The organism is Bacillus sp. CPT56D-587-MTF, assembly GCF_058792335.1.
In genome coordinates this window covers 1,602,614-1,618,173 of record NZ_JBYTEF010000001.1, presented here as the reverse complement: position 1 = coordinate 1,618,173, position 15,560 = coordinate 1,602,614, and the positions used below count along the sequence as shown (strand labels likewise).

The following is a 15,560-nucleotide window of genomic DNA, read 5'->3' as shown; positions in this document are numbered from 1 at the left end:
ATGAATCATCAGTGGAGTAAAATCCCACTGATGATTCATTTTATAATGCACCCTCTTTAATTTTCAATTGCTGCGTTGCAAACTCACGATACATGTCATGTGTACGTAATAATTCATCATGCGTACCACTACCTGTAAGATTCCCTTTTTCAATAAAGATAATTTTATCTGCATCTACAACAGTAGAAAGTCTATGTGCAATCACTAATGTTGTTCTGCCTTTCATTAAGTTATTTAATGCTTTTTGAACGACAGACTCAGATTTACTATCTAAGCTTGAAGTTGCCTCATCGAGCATAAGAATTTGCGGATTTCGAAGTAACGCTCGGGCAATAGCAATTCGCTGTCTTTGTCCTCCAGAAAGCTTCACACCGCGTTCTCCAACTTCTGTTGCATAACCGTTTGGTAAGTCATGAATAAACGCATCAACATATGCCATTGCAGCTACTTTTTCAATTTCTTCATCCGTTACTTCGCCCTCGACACCATAACAAATATTATCACGAATCGTTCCATCAATTAACGGACTATCTTGTGATACGTAACCGATTTGACGTCGCCATGACTCTAATGAATAACTCGTAATTGATTCTTTTCCTAATTTAATGGCACCACTAGTTGGCTCATAAAAACGTTCCAGTAATGAGAATAACGTTGTTTTCCCACTACCACTTGGTCCTACAATTGCTGTCACTTTTCCAGATTCAATTGTGAAATCAATATTTTTCAAAACTTGCTCTTCTTCGTTATACTCAAAATGTACATTTTCAAGAACAATCGGTTGCTTAGCATTTGTCACTTTCACACCAGTTTCATGATCTTCTACTTCATATTCTAAAATCGTACTAATTCTTTCCGTTGCACCAATTGCCTTTTGGAATTGTGTAAAGAACATAGATAATTGACTCATCGGCATTACAATTTGAACTAAATACAAAATAAACGCTACAAGTTCACCGGTTGTTAATGCACCGCTAGAAACTCGCATCCCGCCATATCCTACGATAATAACAAGTAGTGCCATTAAAACAAACGACATAACTGGCGAAATTAATGCTTGCACTTTCCCTTCTTTCAAACCAAATTGTAATAACTTTTGTATACCTGTGTTACCCGTTTCATATTCTCTTTTTTCTGTATTTGAAGATTTCACTAAACGAATTTCTGATAACACTTGCGTTAACACACTTGTAAAAGATGCCGTTTCATCTTGAAGCGCTTTTGAAATCTTATACATTTTTCGTCCAAGTGGAACTAAAATTAATACAGACAACGGAATAACCGTTAAAAGTAACGCAGTCATTTTCCAATCTAAAACAAATAATACAATTAACGATCCAACAATTGAAATACCACCTGTTAATAAGTTTGACAAATGCTCAGAAATTAACGTTTTCACTACACCTGTATCATTCGTCATACGGCTAATTGTATCACCTGTTCTATTTTGATCGTAATAAGATACCGGCAAGATAAGTACCTTTTTCCACAAACGTTCTCTTAGTCCCGCTACAATCTTCTGCCCAATATAATTTAGTAAATATATAGACAACCCTGCCGCAATAGTTTGCATTACAAAGAAAGCAACTAATCCAACAATTTGTCCTGCACTAATTGAAGAAAGCGAAAAATTATCTACTAATCCTTTTGTAAGCATAGGAATAAATAAACTCGCTCCCGTAGAAAGCAAACTCATTAATAACGCAAAAACTAAAATTCCTTTCGGAGGATTTGTATCTTGAATAAGACGTAAAAACTGCCTCCAACTCCCTTTTTTCTTCATTTCATTTCTAACTTCCATTCCTGTTCATCTCCTCGTGTTAAACAAAACTGTTCTTTCTAAAATTAGAATACGATACAAATGTAAACTGAATGTAAACACACTTTTTCTATTTTTACAAAATATACATAAAAACTCATCTTTACAACAGATATAAACATCTGATATTATTACCTGGTACTTAATATTATTCTATGTAAATTATAGATAAATAATTTACAACACGATATAAATCTCCAGTTAGTGAAAGGAGTATCCTTTTTGCAAAAAAATATACATTCTGAAAAGGAAACAATTATTTTTATTCATGGATTAGTTGGCAATCGTCGCGCCTTCAAAAAAGAGCAAAAACGATTTTCTGCCTCCTACAACATTATAACTTATGACTTATTAGGTCACGGTGATGATAAAGGAGAAGCAATCGACTTTTCATTACAGCGCCTCGTAGATCAATTATTAAACTTATATGAACAAGAAGGTATTAAAAAAGCACATATTTGTGCGCTAAGTTACGGCTGTTACATCTCTACAATTTTTGCACAAATGCATCCAGAAAAAGTATTAAGTATTTGTCATATTGGAGGACATTACAATAACCCTTCTCGTTTATATAATGTATTTCAAAATTTTTGGGAGAAGCGAGGAGATGAATACTCTAAATGGCTTTCTCAATACGCAAATACTATTTTTCCAAGCGGTATACTAAAAGCAAATCCGTTCGCAGTCATTTCAAGAAATATTTACTACCGTTTCGGATTACAATTACATTCATCCATAATTGCCCAGTCATTACGACATCGGTTAGAATTCGATTTAAAATCTAAATTAAAATCACTTCCTCACCCTATACTATGGGTAATGGGAGAGCATGATCATCTCTATAAATCTTGCCTATTTGATTTAAAATCTATTTTACCCAACGTTTTATATAAGGAAATACCTTTAGCAGGACATGCAGCGAACTTATTTCGTCCTAACTATTTCCATGACTTATATGATCGATTTTTAAATGGAAAGTTAAAATAAAAACTATTACACTTCCAATTTATTTAACTATAAAAAGGCTTCCCAAGTTTCCTTGGAAAGCCTTTTCTCTATACGAAAAGTATATAAAACTACTTTTTCTTAGTATGCTTTTGTGTAACCTAAAAGGTGCTTGCTCCAGTAAGAGTTGCTTACTGAACTAATACGTACGCCAGTTTCAGTTGTTTCAGCACTAATGAACTGTCCGTTTCCTAAGTAAACACCCATGTGAGAAGGTCCTGGTTTATAAGTGTTTTGGAAGTATACTAAATCACCTGGTTGTGGATTGCTAGTTTTTGTTTTAGAGCTCCAGTATCCAGCAACTGTTTGACGTTTGCCTTCATGACCAGTTTTATTTAATACGTAGTGAATGAATCCACTGCAGTCAAAACCAGCAGGTGTTGTACCAGAAGGTCTGTATGGTGAACCATTTAATGATCTAGCGAATCCAGCGATTGAAGATGTATTTCCACCTGTTGTTGGTTGTTGAACGTTATTTGTAACGTTGTTTACTCCACCTTTTACAAACTTAACGAAGTCTGCACTTACGTAACCTGTGCGGCCGTTATGGTTAATTTTGTACCAACCATTTTCAGCGCCAGTAACGTTTAATACTTTACCATTTGTTACTCCACCGATTACAGCGTTGTATGTAGCTGGGCCTGTACGTACTTTTAAAGCACCAGTGTTAACAACATAAGAACCACCAGTTTGAACCGTTGTAGTATTGTTGTTTGTAGTTGGTTGTTTTGTTTCGTTAGATACAGCAGAACCACCTTTTGTTACGAAGTCTTTGCTTACGTATCCAGTTCCACCATTGAAGTTGATTTTAAACCAATCTTGTACTTCACCTACAACTTGTACTGTTTTACCTTTGTTTACAGAACCTAATACTGTATGAGATGTACTTGGGCCTGTACGTACGTTAAGTGAAGAAACGTTTACTGTGTAAGTACCTGTTCCTTGTTGAACAGTCGTTCCTGTTTTGCCACCAGTCGTTACGAAGTCACCACTTACATAACCTGTTTGACCATTTACGTTTACTTTGAACCAACCATTTTCTTGTCCAACTACTTGTAGCACTTGGCCTGATTTCACTTTAGAAATAACGTTATGTCCTGTACCAGCACCTGAACGAACATTTAATACATCAGCAGTTACTGTGTATTTTAATTCAGAAGTTGTTTCTACAGTTTTTGTTTCAGTTACAGTCGTTTGAGTTTGAGTTTGAGTTTGTCCATTAATTTCTTTTAGCGCTTCATTTGAAACTTGTGCATGAGCAGAATCCATTCCTGGAACTGCAACGCCAGCTACAGAAGCTGCTGCTAAACCTGCAATTACTTTTTTCATAAGTTGTCTTTACTTCCTTTCCCTACTATCCTCTTAAAAAAAAACTTAAAACTTTAATACTTTACAATATTATCAAAGTAAAATATTCATCCAGTTCCATTTTTTAGCAAGAGTTTTATTTTTCACACGTAGTTCATTTTAAATGAACTACGTGAAATCCGTGTGAACTTCATGTGAACTTTATCATTAAACATAGTGTTTTTGCAATGGTTTTTTCAAATTTCTTATATATCACATAAAAATTCGACATTCTATTTAATATTTTAATATAAAATATCCCTTTTCTATCTATTATAAAAAATTCTATTAACCTAATACAAACTCAAGTATGTATTTCCTTATAAAGCTCCTTACATAAAGTATACTTTCATCATGACAAAAATCACTCTATTTATCAATAGTATAATATTTTTAGAAAACTAAATTTCTATACTATCTACAATTTTGAAATAATTTGACGAATTGTAAGATTTATTTCACAAAAGCCATTTCTCCTTTAAAGAAAACACACACTATACCAACTGTTCTCTTTTTCCGATAATGGAATTTATAGGATGTTTATAGTATTATATACATATCTTAATAAAAAAGAATTTTAGCGAACTGATTAAAGTTTCATTTTATAAAATGAAACTTTAATCGGTAAGGGTTTTATACATCCTCCGCTAATTTTTAACCCTCACCACTCGGGCTGCCCGTTAATGCGGATTTTTATTGGAATAAAAAGAGGAGGCATATTTGTGAGAAATATAATAGATGATCCAATACAAAAAAATATAGAGCTATACTATGCTTTTATTCAATTCGTTTCAATGATAACATTACAAAAAGTATCAGCTATTGAAACACGTAAAAATGAATTAAAAAATCAGATGAAAAATGCCGGACAAAAAAACCCTTATTACGTATAAAAAAAGGTGAACAGGTTATATTCCTGTTCACCTTTTTAAATTATTTATAAATTTTCACACGGTCCTCTAGCGGTTGGAATTCTTTTTCACCAGCATGTACTACCGGTTTACCAAATGGCATTTGCGCAATAAGTTTCCAATTCTCTGGAACATCCCACTCTTTTCTCACTTCTTCATCAATCAGCGGATTGTAATGCTGTAACGTAGCACCAAACCCTTCAATTTCTAAAGCTGTCCAAATTGCAAATTGTAACATTCCTGATGATTGCTGAGACCAAGTTGGGAAATTATCTTTATATAATGCAAAGTTAGCTTGAAGGCTTTCCACTACTTCACTGTCTTCAAAATATAAAACCGTTCCATAACCACTTTTAAATGCATTCATTTTTTCTTCAGTAGGTGCAAAGCTATTTTCAGGTACAATTTTTCGTAACGTTTCTTTCGTAATATCCCATAATTTATCATGTTGTTCTCCTAATAAAACAACAACGCGAGCACTTTGAGAATTAAAAGCTGAAGGTGTATGTTTTACAGCATGATAAATCACTTCTTGAATTTTCTCATCAGAAACTACTTGCTCTTTACTAATTGCATAAATAGATCTTCTGTCTTCAATTGCTGAGTAAAAATCTTTTGCCATCATAATTCCCTCCAATTTTCAATTGAGGCTATTTCATATGTATATATCATATTACGCCCCCTCAAACTTATTATTAATAAGCTTATAACTTTATAATATCACAGCAACAAATAAACTCAAATGATAACACTTGTATTTAGAGCCTTTTTCCTTTTTAAAATGAAAATAAAAAGACTGTTTGTTGTTATCTAAAATTAGTAACAACAAACAGTCTTACTTATGTAGCGATCTAGATTCGTATTTTACTTACTTAATTAACTAATCCAAATGCATACGACATTAACTTATTTGTCTCTGTAAAACGTTTTGTTTTACTTGATGTCCCCATGACCACTGTAATAATTCGATTATCGCCTTGCTTTGCAGTCCCAGTAAAACAGTATCCTGCACTATCTGTAAATCCAGTCTTTAGTCCGTCCATTCCTTCTATATATAAACTTTTATTATTTTTATTTAACATGTCGTTTGTGCTTATAACATTAATATTATTAAATGCTAGCTGACTTTGACGTAAGTGAGTCACTTCTAATATTTCCGGATAATCTTTTATAAGATGATATGCCAATTGTGCTACATCACCAGCCGTCATTTTTGTTTCACTTCCATCTGGCTCTTGTAATCCAGAAGCATTTGCAAATTTAGCATGTTCCGACATTTTTAACTGTTTCGCTTTTGCATCCATAAGCTGAACGAAATCTTTCTCCGATTTTGCCATATGTTCTGCTAAAGCCACAGCTGAATTATTAGCTGACTCAATCATTAATGCATGATATAAATCTTTAACAGTTAATGTGTCATTAACTTGTACTGGGATTCTCGCTCCCTCTGTTTGTGCCGCCTTCGCACTTATTTTCACTGGATCTTCCCAGCGAACTTTCCCGTTATGTATACTCTCTAGTAGAAGATACGCTGTCATCATCTTAGACATACTAGCCGGTGCAAAAGCTTCATTTTCATTATATTGATAAATAATATCTCCATCACTCGCATCGATAATCATAGCTGCTTTTGCGTTAATTTCTGGTGGGATGTACTTTGGCGGGACTACTTTTTCAGTAAATCCTGCTTTAGGTAGTTCTGCCACTTGCAAAGGTTGTCCCTCTACATTCGCTACGCTCTTTTGATTTCCTTGGAATAAGAACCAACATATCCCTAAAATAATGACTAATAGGACTGTCATCCTTCCCCATTTTAACCGATTCATTTCAAAACTCCTTTAGCAAACCTTTTATACACTCACACTTAACCTTATCAACAATTCCTTTATATAGTCAAGGTAAAAGGTATATTTATTCATATACAGCAATGATTATTTTAATTTATTTATGTTAAACTTACAATGTTGAAACGTAAGAATATTTAATAATAAAATCTCGTAAATAAAGCGAAACTTTAATCAGTCCCCCAATCGGGCTACCCATCAAATAGCGAGATAAACTATTTAATAGAAGGGATTCATACAAATGCTACTTCCAAAATCATTAAAATACGGAGACACAGTTGGGATTTACTCCCCTTCTTCACCAGTAACCTACACTTCACCAAAGAGATTTGAACGAGCAAAATCTTACTTACAACAGAAAGGGTTTCATATATTAGAAGGTTCATTAACAGGTCGATATGATTTTTATCGTTCTGGTAGTATACAAGAGCGTGCTGAGGAGCTAAATGTCTTAATAAGAAATCCTAATATTTCTTGTATTATGTCAACAATTGGTGGGATGAATTCAAATTCAATATTACCTTATATTGATTATGATGCTTTTCTAAAGAACCCTAAAATAATGATTGGGTATTCAGATACAACTGCTTTATTACTAGCAATTTACACCAAAACAGGAATCCCTACATTTTATGGACCAGCTCTCGTCCCTTCCTTTGGCGAATTTGAACCTTTTGTTGATTGCACATACAAATATTTCGCTGAAACTTTACTACATGATCATTCTCTTCCTTATCATATAAAACAACCATTATTTTGGTCAGATGAATTTATTAATTGGGAAGAAAAGACAAAGGAGAAAGAACTTCGACCAAACGATTGGATTTCAGTAATTGATGGAAAAGCTACTGGGCGTATTATTGGCGGGAATTTAAACACGATACAAGGAATTTGGGGTAGCCCCTATATGCCACATATTCAAGAAGACGACATTCTCTTCATTGAGGACAGTTCAAAAGACGCAGCTACTATTGAAAGAAGCTTTTCATTACTTAAAATTAACGGTGTATTCGATAAAATTTCAGGTATCATTCTTGGAAAACATGAGCAATTTGATGATTGTGGTACAAATCGAAAACCTTTTGAAATACTACTAGAAGTACTTCAAAATCAAAGAATTCCTTTTCTAGCTGACTTCGATTGTTGTCATACACATCCAATGATTACCATGCCTATCGGTGTTCAAGTAGAGTTGGATGCAACAAATAAAACGATACACATTGTAGAACCTTGGAAAAAATGAATGCATAGCTTCTATTGTTTTACAATAAAAGCCATGATACTATATAATTTGGAATGTGAAAGATTAAACAAAATATGTTCCAATATCTAACACTAGAAAAATTAGGTATAAATATATATTTATATGCAAAAGAGAGTGAATAAATGAAACCAACTATTAAAAATTACGTATTTTTACATGTAGCTTTTTTGATATATTCTATCATTATGGTTTACATGAAATGGGCAGCTAAATTCCCCATTGCTTCCATCTCATTTTTTGTTGCTTATTTCGGATTAGTTATACTTTTATTCGGATATGCAATTTTATGGCAACAAGTAATTAAACATTTCGAAATTTCAAAAGCATATTCACATCGCGGGATTATTATACTGTGGTCAATGCTTTGGTCAGTATTTCTATTTGGAGATACGATTCAGTGGAATCATTTACTTGGTGCAGCTATTATTATCGTCGGAATTGTGGTGGTGACAAAAGATGAATAGTTATATGTTATTATTTATTTTCGGGATAATTTTAGCTAATTACTCACAAATATTATTAAAAAAAGCTACTTTGCAACAATACGATTCTAGAATAAAAGAATATGTGAATCCTTATGTTATTATCGGCTACTCTTTATTTGTAATTAACGCCGGATTAAATGTTATCGCCATGAAGGGCATGGCATTAAAACAAGCATCAGCATTAGAATCCTTAAGTTATATCATCATATTAATTTTTGGTTGGTATTTCCTAGGAGAAAAAATAACGAAACGTAAACTCATCGGCAACATGATTATTATCGTTGGTGTAATCGTTTATTGTATCCAATAGTAAAAAGCTCCGTTTATCACAAACGGAGCTTTTTACTATTGACCTAAATTTTGCACTTTATCTTTCAAATCTCGAACTTGATCTACCGTCTGCATAAGCTCGGAGTTTTTAAATTGCTCTACATCCACTTTTCCTTCTTCTATCTTTGTCATCGCCGTATCAATTAACGCATTTAACTTTTCGTTATATCCGACGATTTGTTGATGAATATCCTTTGCTACATCAGGTGGCGTTAATTCATTGAATGCGGGTATATCTTGTTTAATTTCACTAAGCTTCGTTTCTAATTCTTTTCGAGCCTCGCTATCATTAACGGCCTTTTCTGCTAATGCTGGTGCATCATTTGCAAATGCACTTATTTCATTTACATAGTCTGTCGCCTTTTGAGCATAATCTATGGAGTTCTTTCCTTCTTCCACTATTGAACATCCCATTAAACCAATTGAAACTATAAATACTAATAAAATTGATTTTATTTTCATTTTAGACCCCCTTCGTCTTTATCATTGTCTGTAATTTTCTCTATACATAACTTCTAGCTAAATTGTTTATAACCTTTTTCAAATAGCTATTTATCCTCTTACATGCCCTATTATCGTTACAACATCTATTTCTATATGTACGCTTATAATATCTTCAATTATATCCATATATCCTTGTCCTATAGCTGTTCCATAGTGTAATGTAAGCCCCTTCTTTTCATACACTGACTTTGGCACTGAAAAAATAAATCTCCTCAAGTTTCTTTCATCAGCTGGTTCCATAATTAAAACAATCCCATCCTCATCAAACATATACGCTCGCCCTCCAACTTTACATTCACTATGGCTCAGTATTGCCTTGGTCAGCAAAATTTAAAACATAATAAGTTAAGATACACTCTGCTCTATCATAAAGTGAAACTTTAATTAGCCCTCACCAGTCGAATCTTTATCGGCAAATAGCGGGATAAAAATAAAAAGCATTCATTCTTTTTTGTTAAGAATGAATGCTTTTTAAAAAATCAATTTCTAGCTCTAGCATCTTTTTTTGACGAGGTTTTACTTTCCTTACGGGAATTCCAGCGTAAATATACCAATCATCTAAACTCTCTTTTACCATACTCATCGCGCCGACTGCCGTACCTTCTCCTACAATTACATTTGGAAAAATAATAGAATTGGCACCAATAATCACATGTTTTTTTAAAATAACTTTTTCTGCTTTCACATTCCTATATTGATTCGGGACGGTTGGCCCCATTAATGTATTTCCACTGAAATCATCAAGTACTGCATATACGATTGTTTTAGCTGAGATGTTTGCAAAATCATGCATTTCAATCCCAACTTCCCCTCCATATAACGCTGTATACGCTGATATGTGCGAATAACTTCCAATTGTGATTTTACCACTTAAAATGCAAAAATCATCAATTCTTACATGATTGCCAACTGATATAGCACTCGGATTATATATACTTGCTTTTTTACTAACCAATACATTTTTCCCAACAGATAAAAATCCAATTTGCTTTAGTTCTTCTTGACTATAAAAACTATTCATCTACCGACACCACCTTCTGCTCTAAACAGATTACAATTTGCTCTACTAGTTCTTTCGTCATTCCTTCCCATAAAGGTAAACTTACGATTCGTTTTGCTATTTTATTCGTCTTTGTTAAATCTGTAGACTTATAGTTTTTAAAAAGAACTTGTTGGTGGCAAGATGGTGAAAAGTATAATCTAGCTTCTATTTTCTGTTTTTTCAGTTCTTCTATTACTTGTATGTTGCGAACTTCTTCTGGACAAATGATAGGCATAAATTGGTGAATAACTGCTTCTGTCTTTTGGACTTTCCACCCTTTTTTCATTAACCCAGTATTTTGTAACAACTGTTTATACCATTCAGAAATACGGCTGCGTTCTTTTAATTTTTGATCCCACTTTTTTATAGTCGCAATCCCAATAGCGGCTGCGTATTCAGACATTTTACAATTAAACCCCATCATCGTGCATTCACGATTTTTATCAAATCCGAAATTCCCCATTCTTTTAATATGTTGTATATCTTTTTCGTTTTTACTATATATGAGCCCTCCTTCACCAATTCCGAAAGGCTTTGTTGCATGAAAGCTATATACGATCATTCCACTAAAATCTTGACCGTAATGCATCCCTCCATTCATTAAACCAAATCCCGGCGCCGCATCTACGACAACCGGAATCCCCTTCTTCTCTAATTCTTCATATTTTTCTAAGTTCATCCATGATCCAAAAGTGGCGTACGGGATAACAATCGCAACCTCTTCTTTTAATTCTTCTATCTTATCCAAAAGTACGGTTTTATCCATATACCAATCATCTATTGAAATATCAATAAAGTAAGGTTCCAGTCCACACCAAATAGCGGCTAAGGCAGTCGCAGGGAATGTAAAACTAGGCATGAGAGCATACTTTCCCTTTCTTCTTTTCTTTAGTTGAATAGCCGCCATTAACCCTAACGTTGCGTTTGCTACTGTTGTAACAGCTCCCCTGTTTTGAAAAAATGACGACATAATTGTTTCCTCAAAACGTTGATTTATAGGTCCATAATTCGTATATATGTGAGATGTATCAATTTCCTTCAATTCGTCCAAATACTCACTTACAGGTACAGTTGAAGCACGTAAAAAAGGAATATTCTCCATATCTATCTATTCCTTCCTATCATTTTCGGACAATATAGAGCATATCTGTTTCAGATAATCCAAATTTCCTAGCACTTTTCATTCCTTGTTTTTCCGCTATGTTATATAATTCTACCTTAAATCCTGCATTCATTAATCGTTGAATAAATCCCGATTGATTGTAAATTCTCACATGATCTTCTTGACCAAAAGCTAATTTCCTCAATTGTGGTGTTACAATTAATTCATTCTCTATAATAAAATCTACATTCATTACGATCGGTACTTGAATAATTCCCCATCCATTTGGCTTTAACACTCTATATAACTCTCGCATTGCTTTGTCATCATCAGGAACGTGTTCTAACACATGGCTACATAATATTACATCAAAAGTATTACTATCATATGTAATCCTTGTAACATCAATTTCCTTCATTAATGGATCCTTTGGTTCTAAGTCACCACATACATACGTAATATTTTTATACTCGTTAAACCAATCTCTTAACTTCGCTTCAGGTGCAATATGAAGCATTGTATAGTTTCTATTTAACAAGTCCGTTTCCGTTTCAATGTACGCACGATACAATCTTTCACGATCCATCGAATTGCAAACTGGACATATCCCTGTATCTTTATTCCACATCTCAAATTTATATTTCGGAAAATCATAATGCGCTGGCCAAGGTGAAAATTTTTCAAATTGTTGATTGCAATATTGACAATAACAAGATTCTTTCTCAAACATATGAGCAACTAACTTGTTTAACCCTTTTTTTATCTTTTCATTATAAATTTGATCTAGTTCGCCATTTCTTACTGCATCCTTAACTATAAATCCCGCATTTTCTAAACAATAAGATAAACTCTCTTTATACTCACTTTCGGAGCTTAAAAATCCACTATTATATGCATCTATAATTAATTCAATCCACTCTTCAATTGTCATTAAAATAAAATGCATTTGTTTTTGATTTTGTCCACTATGTTGTCTAAAATAACTAAGAGGTTCTTGCATATAAACTACTTTTCCTTTCCTCATCATATCTAGCCAAGTTGCAATGTCATTAATAGCAGAATAAGCCTTTCCTTTAAAATATCCAAACTTCCCGTCAAACAAATCCCGATTAAACAAAACAGTTGTCGGCTCACCAACTACATTTTTTAAGTTTTTTAACATATAATTTCCTAATTCTTTTCCTTCAAAAAGTGTAGTTTCTTTCGCGATTTTCATATTTAATGTTGAAGGTGGTAATATCTCTCCATTCTCATCAATCAGTTCACGATATGACGTCACAAATGAAATATTTTCTAACGTCAAAAAGTATTTCATCATTCTCTCGATCTTTTCATGATGAAATAAATCATCATCTAATAAAAAGTTTATATAGTCCCCATTCGCAAGTTCTACACACTTATTAAAGTTTTCGGCAACTAACGGCGTTTCATTTTTAACATATGTAATACACTCATATTCACGTAAGTACGGTTGAATCATAGCATTGACTTCATTATTTGTACTATCGTCAGAAATAATAATTTCAATATTTTCATATGTTTGATTCAAAGCGCTGTTGAGTGCTAATTCCAAGTAATAAGGTCTATTGTATGCAGGAATAAGTATACTTACTTTCGGTAATGAAGAATTATTATTTATATGTTGTTTTTTCTTTTCTATGTTTATTTTCTTCGCTCTAATTTTTTGGTAATAGTCTAATGTATATAATATCGATGATGGAACTATCCTTCTTGCATAATCTAGAAAATTAGTTATCGCTTTGTCTAACTCTTTTTCGGTGGATAAGAAACCATATTGTTCTCCTGCTATAATACTGTGTGAAAAATCTTCTAACCCATCCATCATTTTATTAGATTCATTTAACTGTTGATCTGGATGTAATCGAAAGTAACTCAGTGTCTCTGCTATATATACTGCTTTTCCTTTACTTAATAAAGATAACCATGAAGCTATATCTACGTTACATAAATACCGCCTCTTATCAAAAATCCCATATGGTTCTTGTAAATCATTTTTACGAAATAAAACTGTTGTCGGTTCTCCAATATAATTTTTTTGATCCACAATTACCTTATTTCCTAATTCTGTTCCCTCTATAATGGTATCCTCTTCAAATAAACGGACAGTCGAATAAATATGTCGCAGTTCTTTCCCTTTATCATCAATGACTTGACGATGAGATGTTACAAGCTTAATTTCATTATCTAAATCATTGAAAAAATACTTCATCATTTTTTCAATTTTATTCACATGAAATACATCATCATCCATTAAAAAATTTATATATTCACCGTTCGCTTCATTAAATAACATTAGCGCATTTTCAAATTGTCCGAGAGTTGATCTATTTTTTATATAAATAATATTTGAATGATCACATAAGTATTTTTGTAACACTTTTTCTGTTTCATCATTCGTGCTGTCATCTCCAACTATAATTTCTATATTAGGGTACGTTTGTTCTAACACACTACATAACGCCTTTTCAAAGTAAAGAGGACGATTGTACGTAGGAATTAATACACTTACCAACGGAAGTTGCTCTACCACCTCTTCATTTCTTTCAATACGAGTTCTCATTTTAACTCTCTCACCTCTTCGCATATTATTTATATACGCGACACAAAAATCACATTACTTTAACTGTATAGAGCCTATATACTTTTATGCAAACATGAAACAAAATATCATACTTTTCGTTCCTAAATAAACATATTTAATAACGCGGACATTTTATTTGCACCTTTTTTATTCATATGATCACTATCATAAAAATCTTCATCACAAAATAATGGTGAATCAAATAGATCTATAATTTGAAAAGAATATTGAGCTTGAAAATCATTTATAACTTTATAAAAATCTTCTTTTAATTTCTTACTACTACAATTGAAATAATGTGAAGTAACAGGGAACACAACAATTAATGGCTTTATATCATTTTTCAACAGTAATTCTAAATATTTCTTAAAAATCATTTTATTTTCAACTAAAGTATGAGGATACGCCAATTTAGCATGTGAAGCTGCTCTTATTTTCCCGTGTTCTTCAAAAGGAATATGAAGAGAAGTAGTATTCCATTCAGCATTTATCCAAGGCCGTATCAATGATTCATCTTTTAGTTCGTCTAATAAAATATATTCAAAATGCAAATTAAAAATAGAAAGAAGTGGTTTCGGAGTATTTAGATGTGAGAATCCATCAGTGGGTAGAGGAGAGTGAACTACAGTATGATGACCATCTTGAAACAATGGATAATATACTTTGTGAATTCTATATGATTCAGATGATAACGACATATCAAAGTAAAACGAGAAATAGGCTATTCCTATTAAACAATATTGAAATGAATGATTGTTTGATAAAAGTTGTGACGCTATTAAATAATCATAGTATAGATCTTGCGATGGAAGTGTTAATTTTATTGACTTTTTTGAGAGAAGCTCCGTACTTATGCCACAATGTGGATAAGACAAACCGGTAGCAAACAATTCATACGTCGGATCACTCTTTGCTTTTTTCATAGAAATGTATAAAGACATAAGATCCGGATTTATTTGATAGATAGAAATTAATTTATCCTTCCATTCATACATGTATTTTGTTAAATTAATAATTTTTGAACTTTGCACGCCCCTATTTATCAATTCATTTGTAAGTTTTTCTGCGTCCCCTCTCCAAATGACTATATATTGAAAAGAACTTTCTATACGAACAACATCTGAAACGTCTACAACATGAACTATTGTTTTACATTTATTTTTGTCTAACGTATTTCGAATCCTATCCCCTGATAATTCATCACTTAAAACAATGATTTTATATTGCTCCTTCATGCACATCCCCTCCATTATATGTATAATATGAAATTCATTTTTAATTCGTAACAATCATATACACCTGCAA

15 protein-coding genes are annotated in these 15,560 nt (G+C 32.7%); 5 read left to right on the top strand and 10 right to left on the bottom strand.

Annotated features, from left to right (window positions below; translation table 11 throughout):
- Positions 1–40: 40 nt before the first annotated feature.
- Positions 41–1,801, bottom strand: a complete 1,761-nt coding sequence (locus AC3WVZ_RS08400; RefSeq protein ID WP_065382156.1) for an ABC transporter ATP-binding protein — start codon at positions 1,799–1,801, stop codon at positions 41–43.
- A gap of 240 nt (positions 1,802–2,041) precedes the next feature.
- On the opposite strand from AC3WVZ_RS08400, the gene AC3WVZ_RS08395 reads away from it, so the two are divergent.
- Positions 2,042–2,806, top strand: coding sequence for an alpha/beta fold hydrolase (locus AC3WVZ_RS08395; RefSeq protein WP_100650816.1), 765 nt, complete (start codon positions 2,042–2,044; stop codon positions 2,804–2,806).
- A gap of 99 nt (positions 2,807–2,905) precedes the next feature.
- Here AC3WVZ_RS08395 and entFM read toward each other — a convergent pair whose 3' ends face one another.
- A complete protein-coding gene (entFM, locus tag AC3WVZ_RS08390; protein ID WP_063219865.1) occupies positions 2,906–4,153 on the bottom strand; it encodes an enterotoxin EntFM in 1,248 nt (415 codons plus the stop codon).
- Positions 4,154–4,893: 740 nt separating this feature from the next.
- Between entFM and AC3WVZ_RS08385 the strand changes: the two genes are divergently transcribed.
- Positions 4,894–5,064 carry a hypothetical protein gene (locus AC3WVZ_RS08385; protein WP_001244279.1) on the top strand — a complete coding sequence of 57 codons (171 nt, stop codon included), beginning with the start codon at positions 4,894–4,896 and terminating at the stop codon, positions 5,062–5,064.
- Between the two features lie 40 nt (positions 5,065–5,104).
- On the opposite strand, the gene AC3WVZ_RS08380 is transcribed toward AC3WVZ_RS08385, so the two are convergent.
- A complete protein-coding gene (locus AC3WVZ_RS08380; protein ID WP_171287435.1) occupies positions 5,105–5,707 on the bottom strand; it encodes a nitroreductase family protein in 603 nt (200 codons plus the stop codon).
- Positions 5,708–5,954: 247 nt separating this feature from the next.
- Positions 5,955–6,908 carry a D-alanyl-D-alanine carboxypeptidase family protein gene (locus AC3WVZ_RS08375; protein WP_017656797.1) on the bottom strand — a complete coding sequence of 318 codons (954 nt, stop codon included), beginning with the start codon at positions 6,906–6,908 and terminating at the stop codon, positions 5,955–5,957.
- A gap of 259 nt (positions 6,909–7,167) precedes the next feature.
- Between AC3WVZ_RS08375 and AC3WVZ_RS08370 the strand changes: the two genes are divergently transcribed.
- The 3 genes from AC3WVZ_RS08370 (at position 7,168) to AC3WVZ_RS08360 (ending at position 8,985) form a co-directional block, all read left to right on the top strand.
- Entirely contained in the window at positions 7,168–8,169 is a 1,002-nt protein-coding gene (locus AC3WVZ_RS08370; RefSeq protein WP_233936275.1) for a S66 family peptidase, read from the top strand.
- Positions 8,170–8,312: 143 nt separating this feature from the next.
- Positions 8,313–8,654, top strand: coding sequence for an EamA family transporter (locus AC3WVZ_RS08365; RefSeq protein WP_000805125.1), 342 nt, complete (start codon positions 8,313–8,315; stop codon positions 8,652–8,654).
- Positions 8,647–8,985 (top strand): EamA family transporter, encoded by a 339-nt coding sequence (locus tag AC3WVZ_RS08360; RefSeq protein ID WP_001089868.1) that lies wholly within the window; start codon positions 8,647–8,649, stop codon positions 8,983–8,985. Before AC3WVZ_RS08365 ends, AC3WVZ_RS08360 begins: the two co-directional genes overlap by 8 nt.
- Positions 8,986–9,020: 35 nt before the next feature.
- On the opposite strand, the gene AC3WVZ_RS08355 is transcribed toward AC3WVZ_RS08360, so the two are convergent.
- The 6 genes from AC3WVZ_RS08355 to AC3WVZ_RS08330 all read right to left on the bottom strand — a co-directional run bounded on the left by AC3WVZ_RS08355 (position 9,021) and on the right by AC3WVZ_RS08330 (position 15,490).
- Positions 9,021–9,467, bottom strand: a complete 447-nt coding sequence (locus AC3WVZ_RS08355; protein WP_000695199.1) for a DUF6376 family protein — start codon at positions 9,465–9,467, stop codon at positions 9,021–9,023.
- 90 nt (positions 9,468–9,557) lie between these two features.
- Positions 9,558–9,779 (bottom strand): hypothetical protein, encoded by a 222-nt coding sequence (locus tag AC3WVZ_RS08350; protein ID WP_000459099.1) that lies wholly within the window; start codon positions 9,777–9,779, stop codon positions 9,558–9,560.
- Positions 9,780–9,963: 184 nt separating this feature from the next.
- Positions 9,964–10,530 carry an acyltransferase gene (locus AC3WVZ_RS08345; protein ID WP_001084193.1) on the bottom strand — a complete coding sequence of 189 codons (567 nt, stop codon included), beginning with the start codon at positions 10,528–10,530 and terminating at the stop codon, positions 9,964–9,966.
- Entirely contained in the window at positions 10,523–11,653 is a 1,131-nt protein-coding gene (locus AC3WVZ_RS08340) for a DegT/DnrJ/EryC1/StrS aminotransferase family protein (RefSeq protein ID WP_233936274.1), read from the bottom strand. The genes AC3WVZ_RS08345 and AC3WVZ_RS08340 overlap by 8 nt, the downstream gene beginning before the upstream one ends.
- Before the next feature lie 19 nt (positions 11,654–11,672).
- Positions 11,673–14,234: a glycosyltransferase gene (locus tag AC3WVZ_RS08335; protein WP_074047779.1), complete on the bottom strand. Its 2,562-nt coding sequence runs from the start codon at positions 14,232–14,234 to the stop codon at positions 11,673–11,675.
- Between the two features lie 122 nt (positions 14,235–14,356).
- On the bottom strand, positions 14,357–15,490 hold the full coding sequence (locus AC3WVZ_RS08330; RefSeq protein WP_233936273.1) for a hypothetical protein: 1,134 nt from the start codon (positions 15,488–15,490) through the stop codon (positions 14,357–14,359).
- Positions 15,491–15,560: the final 70 nt, after the last annotated feature.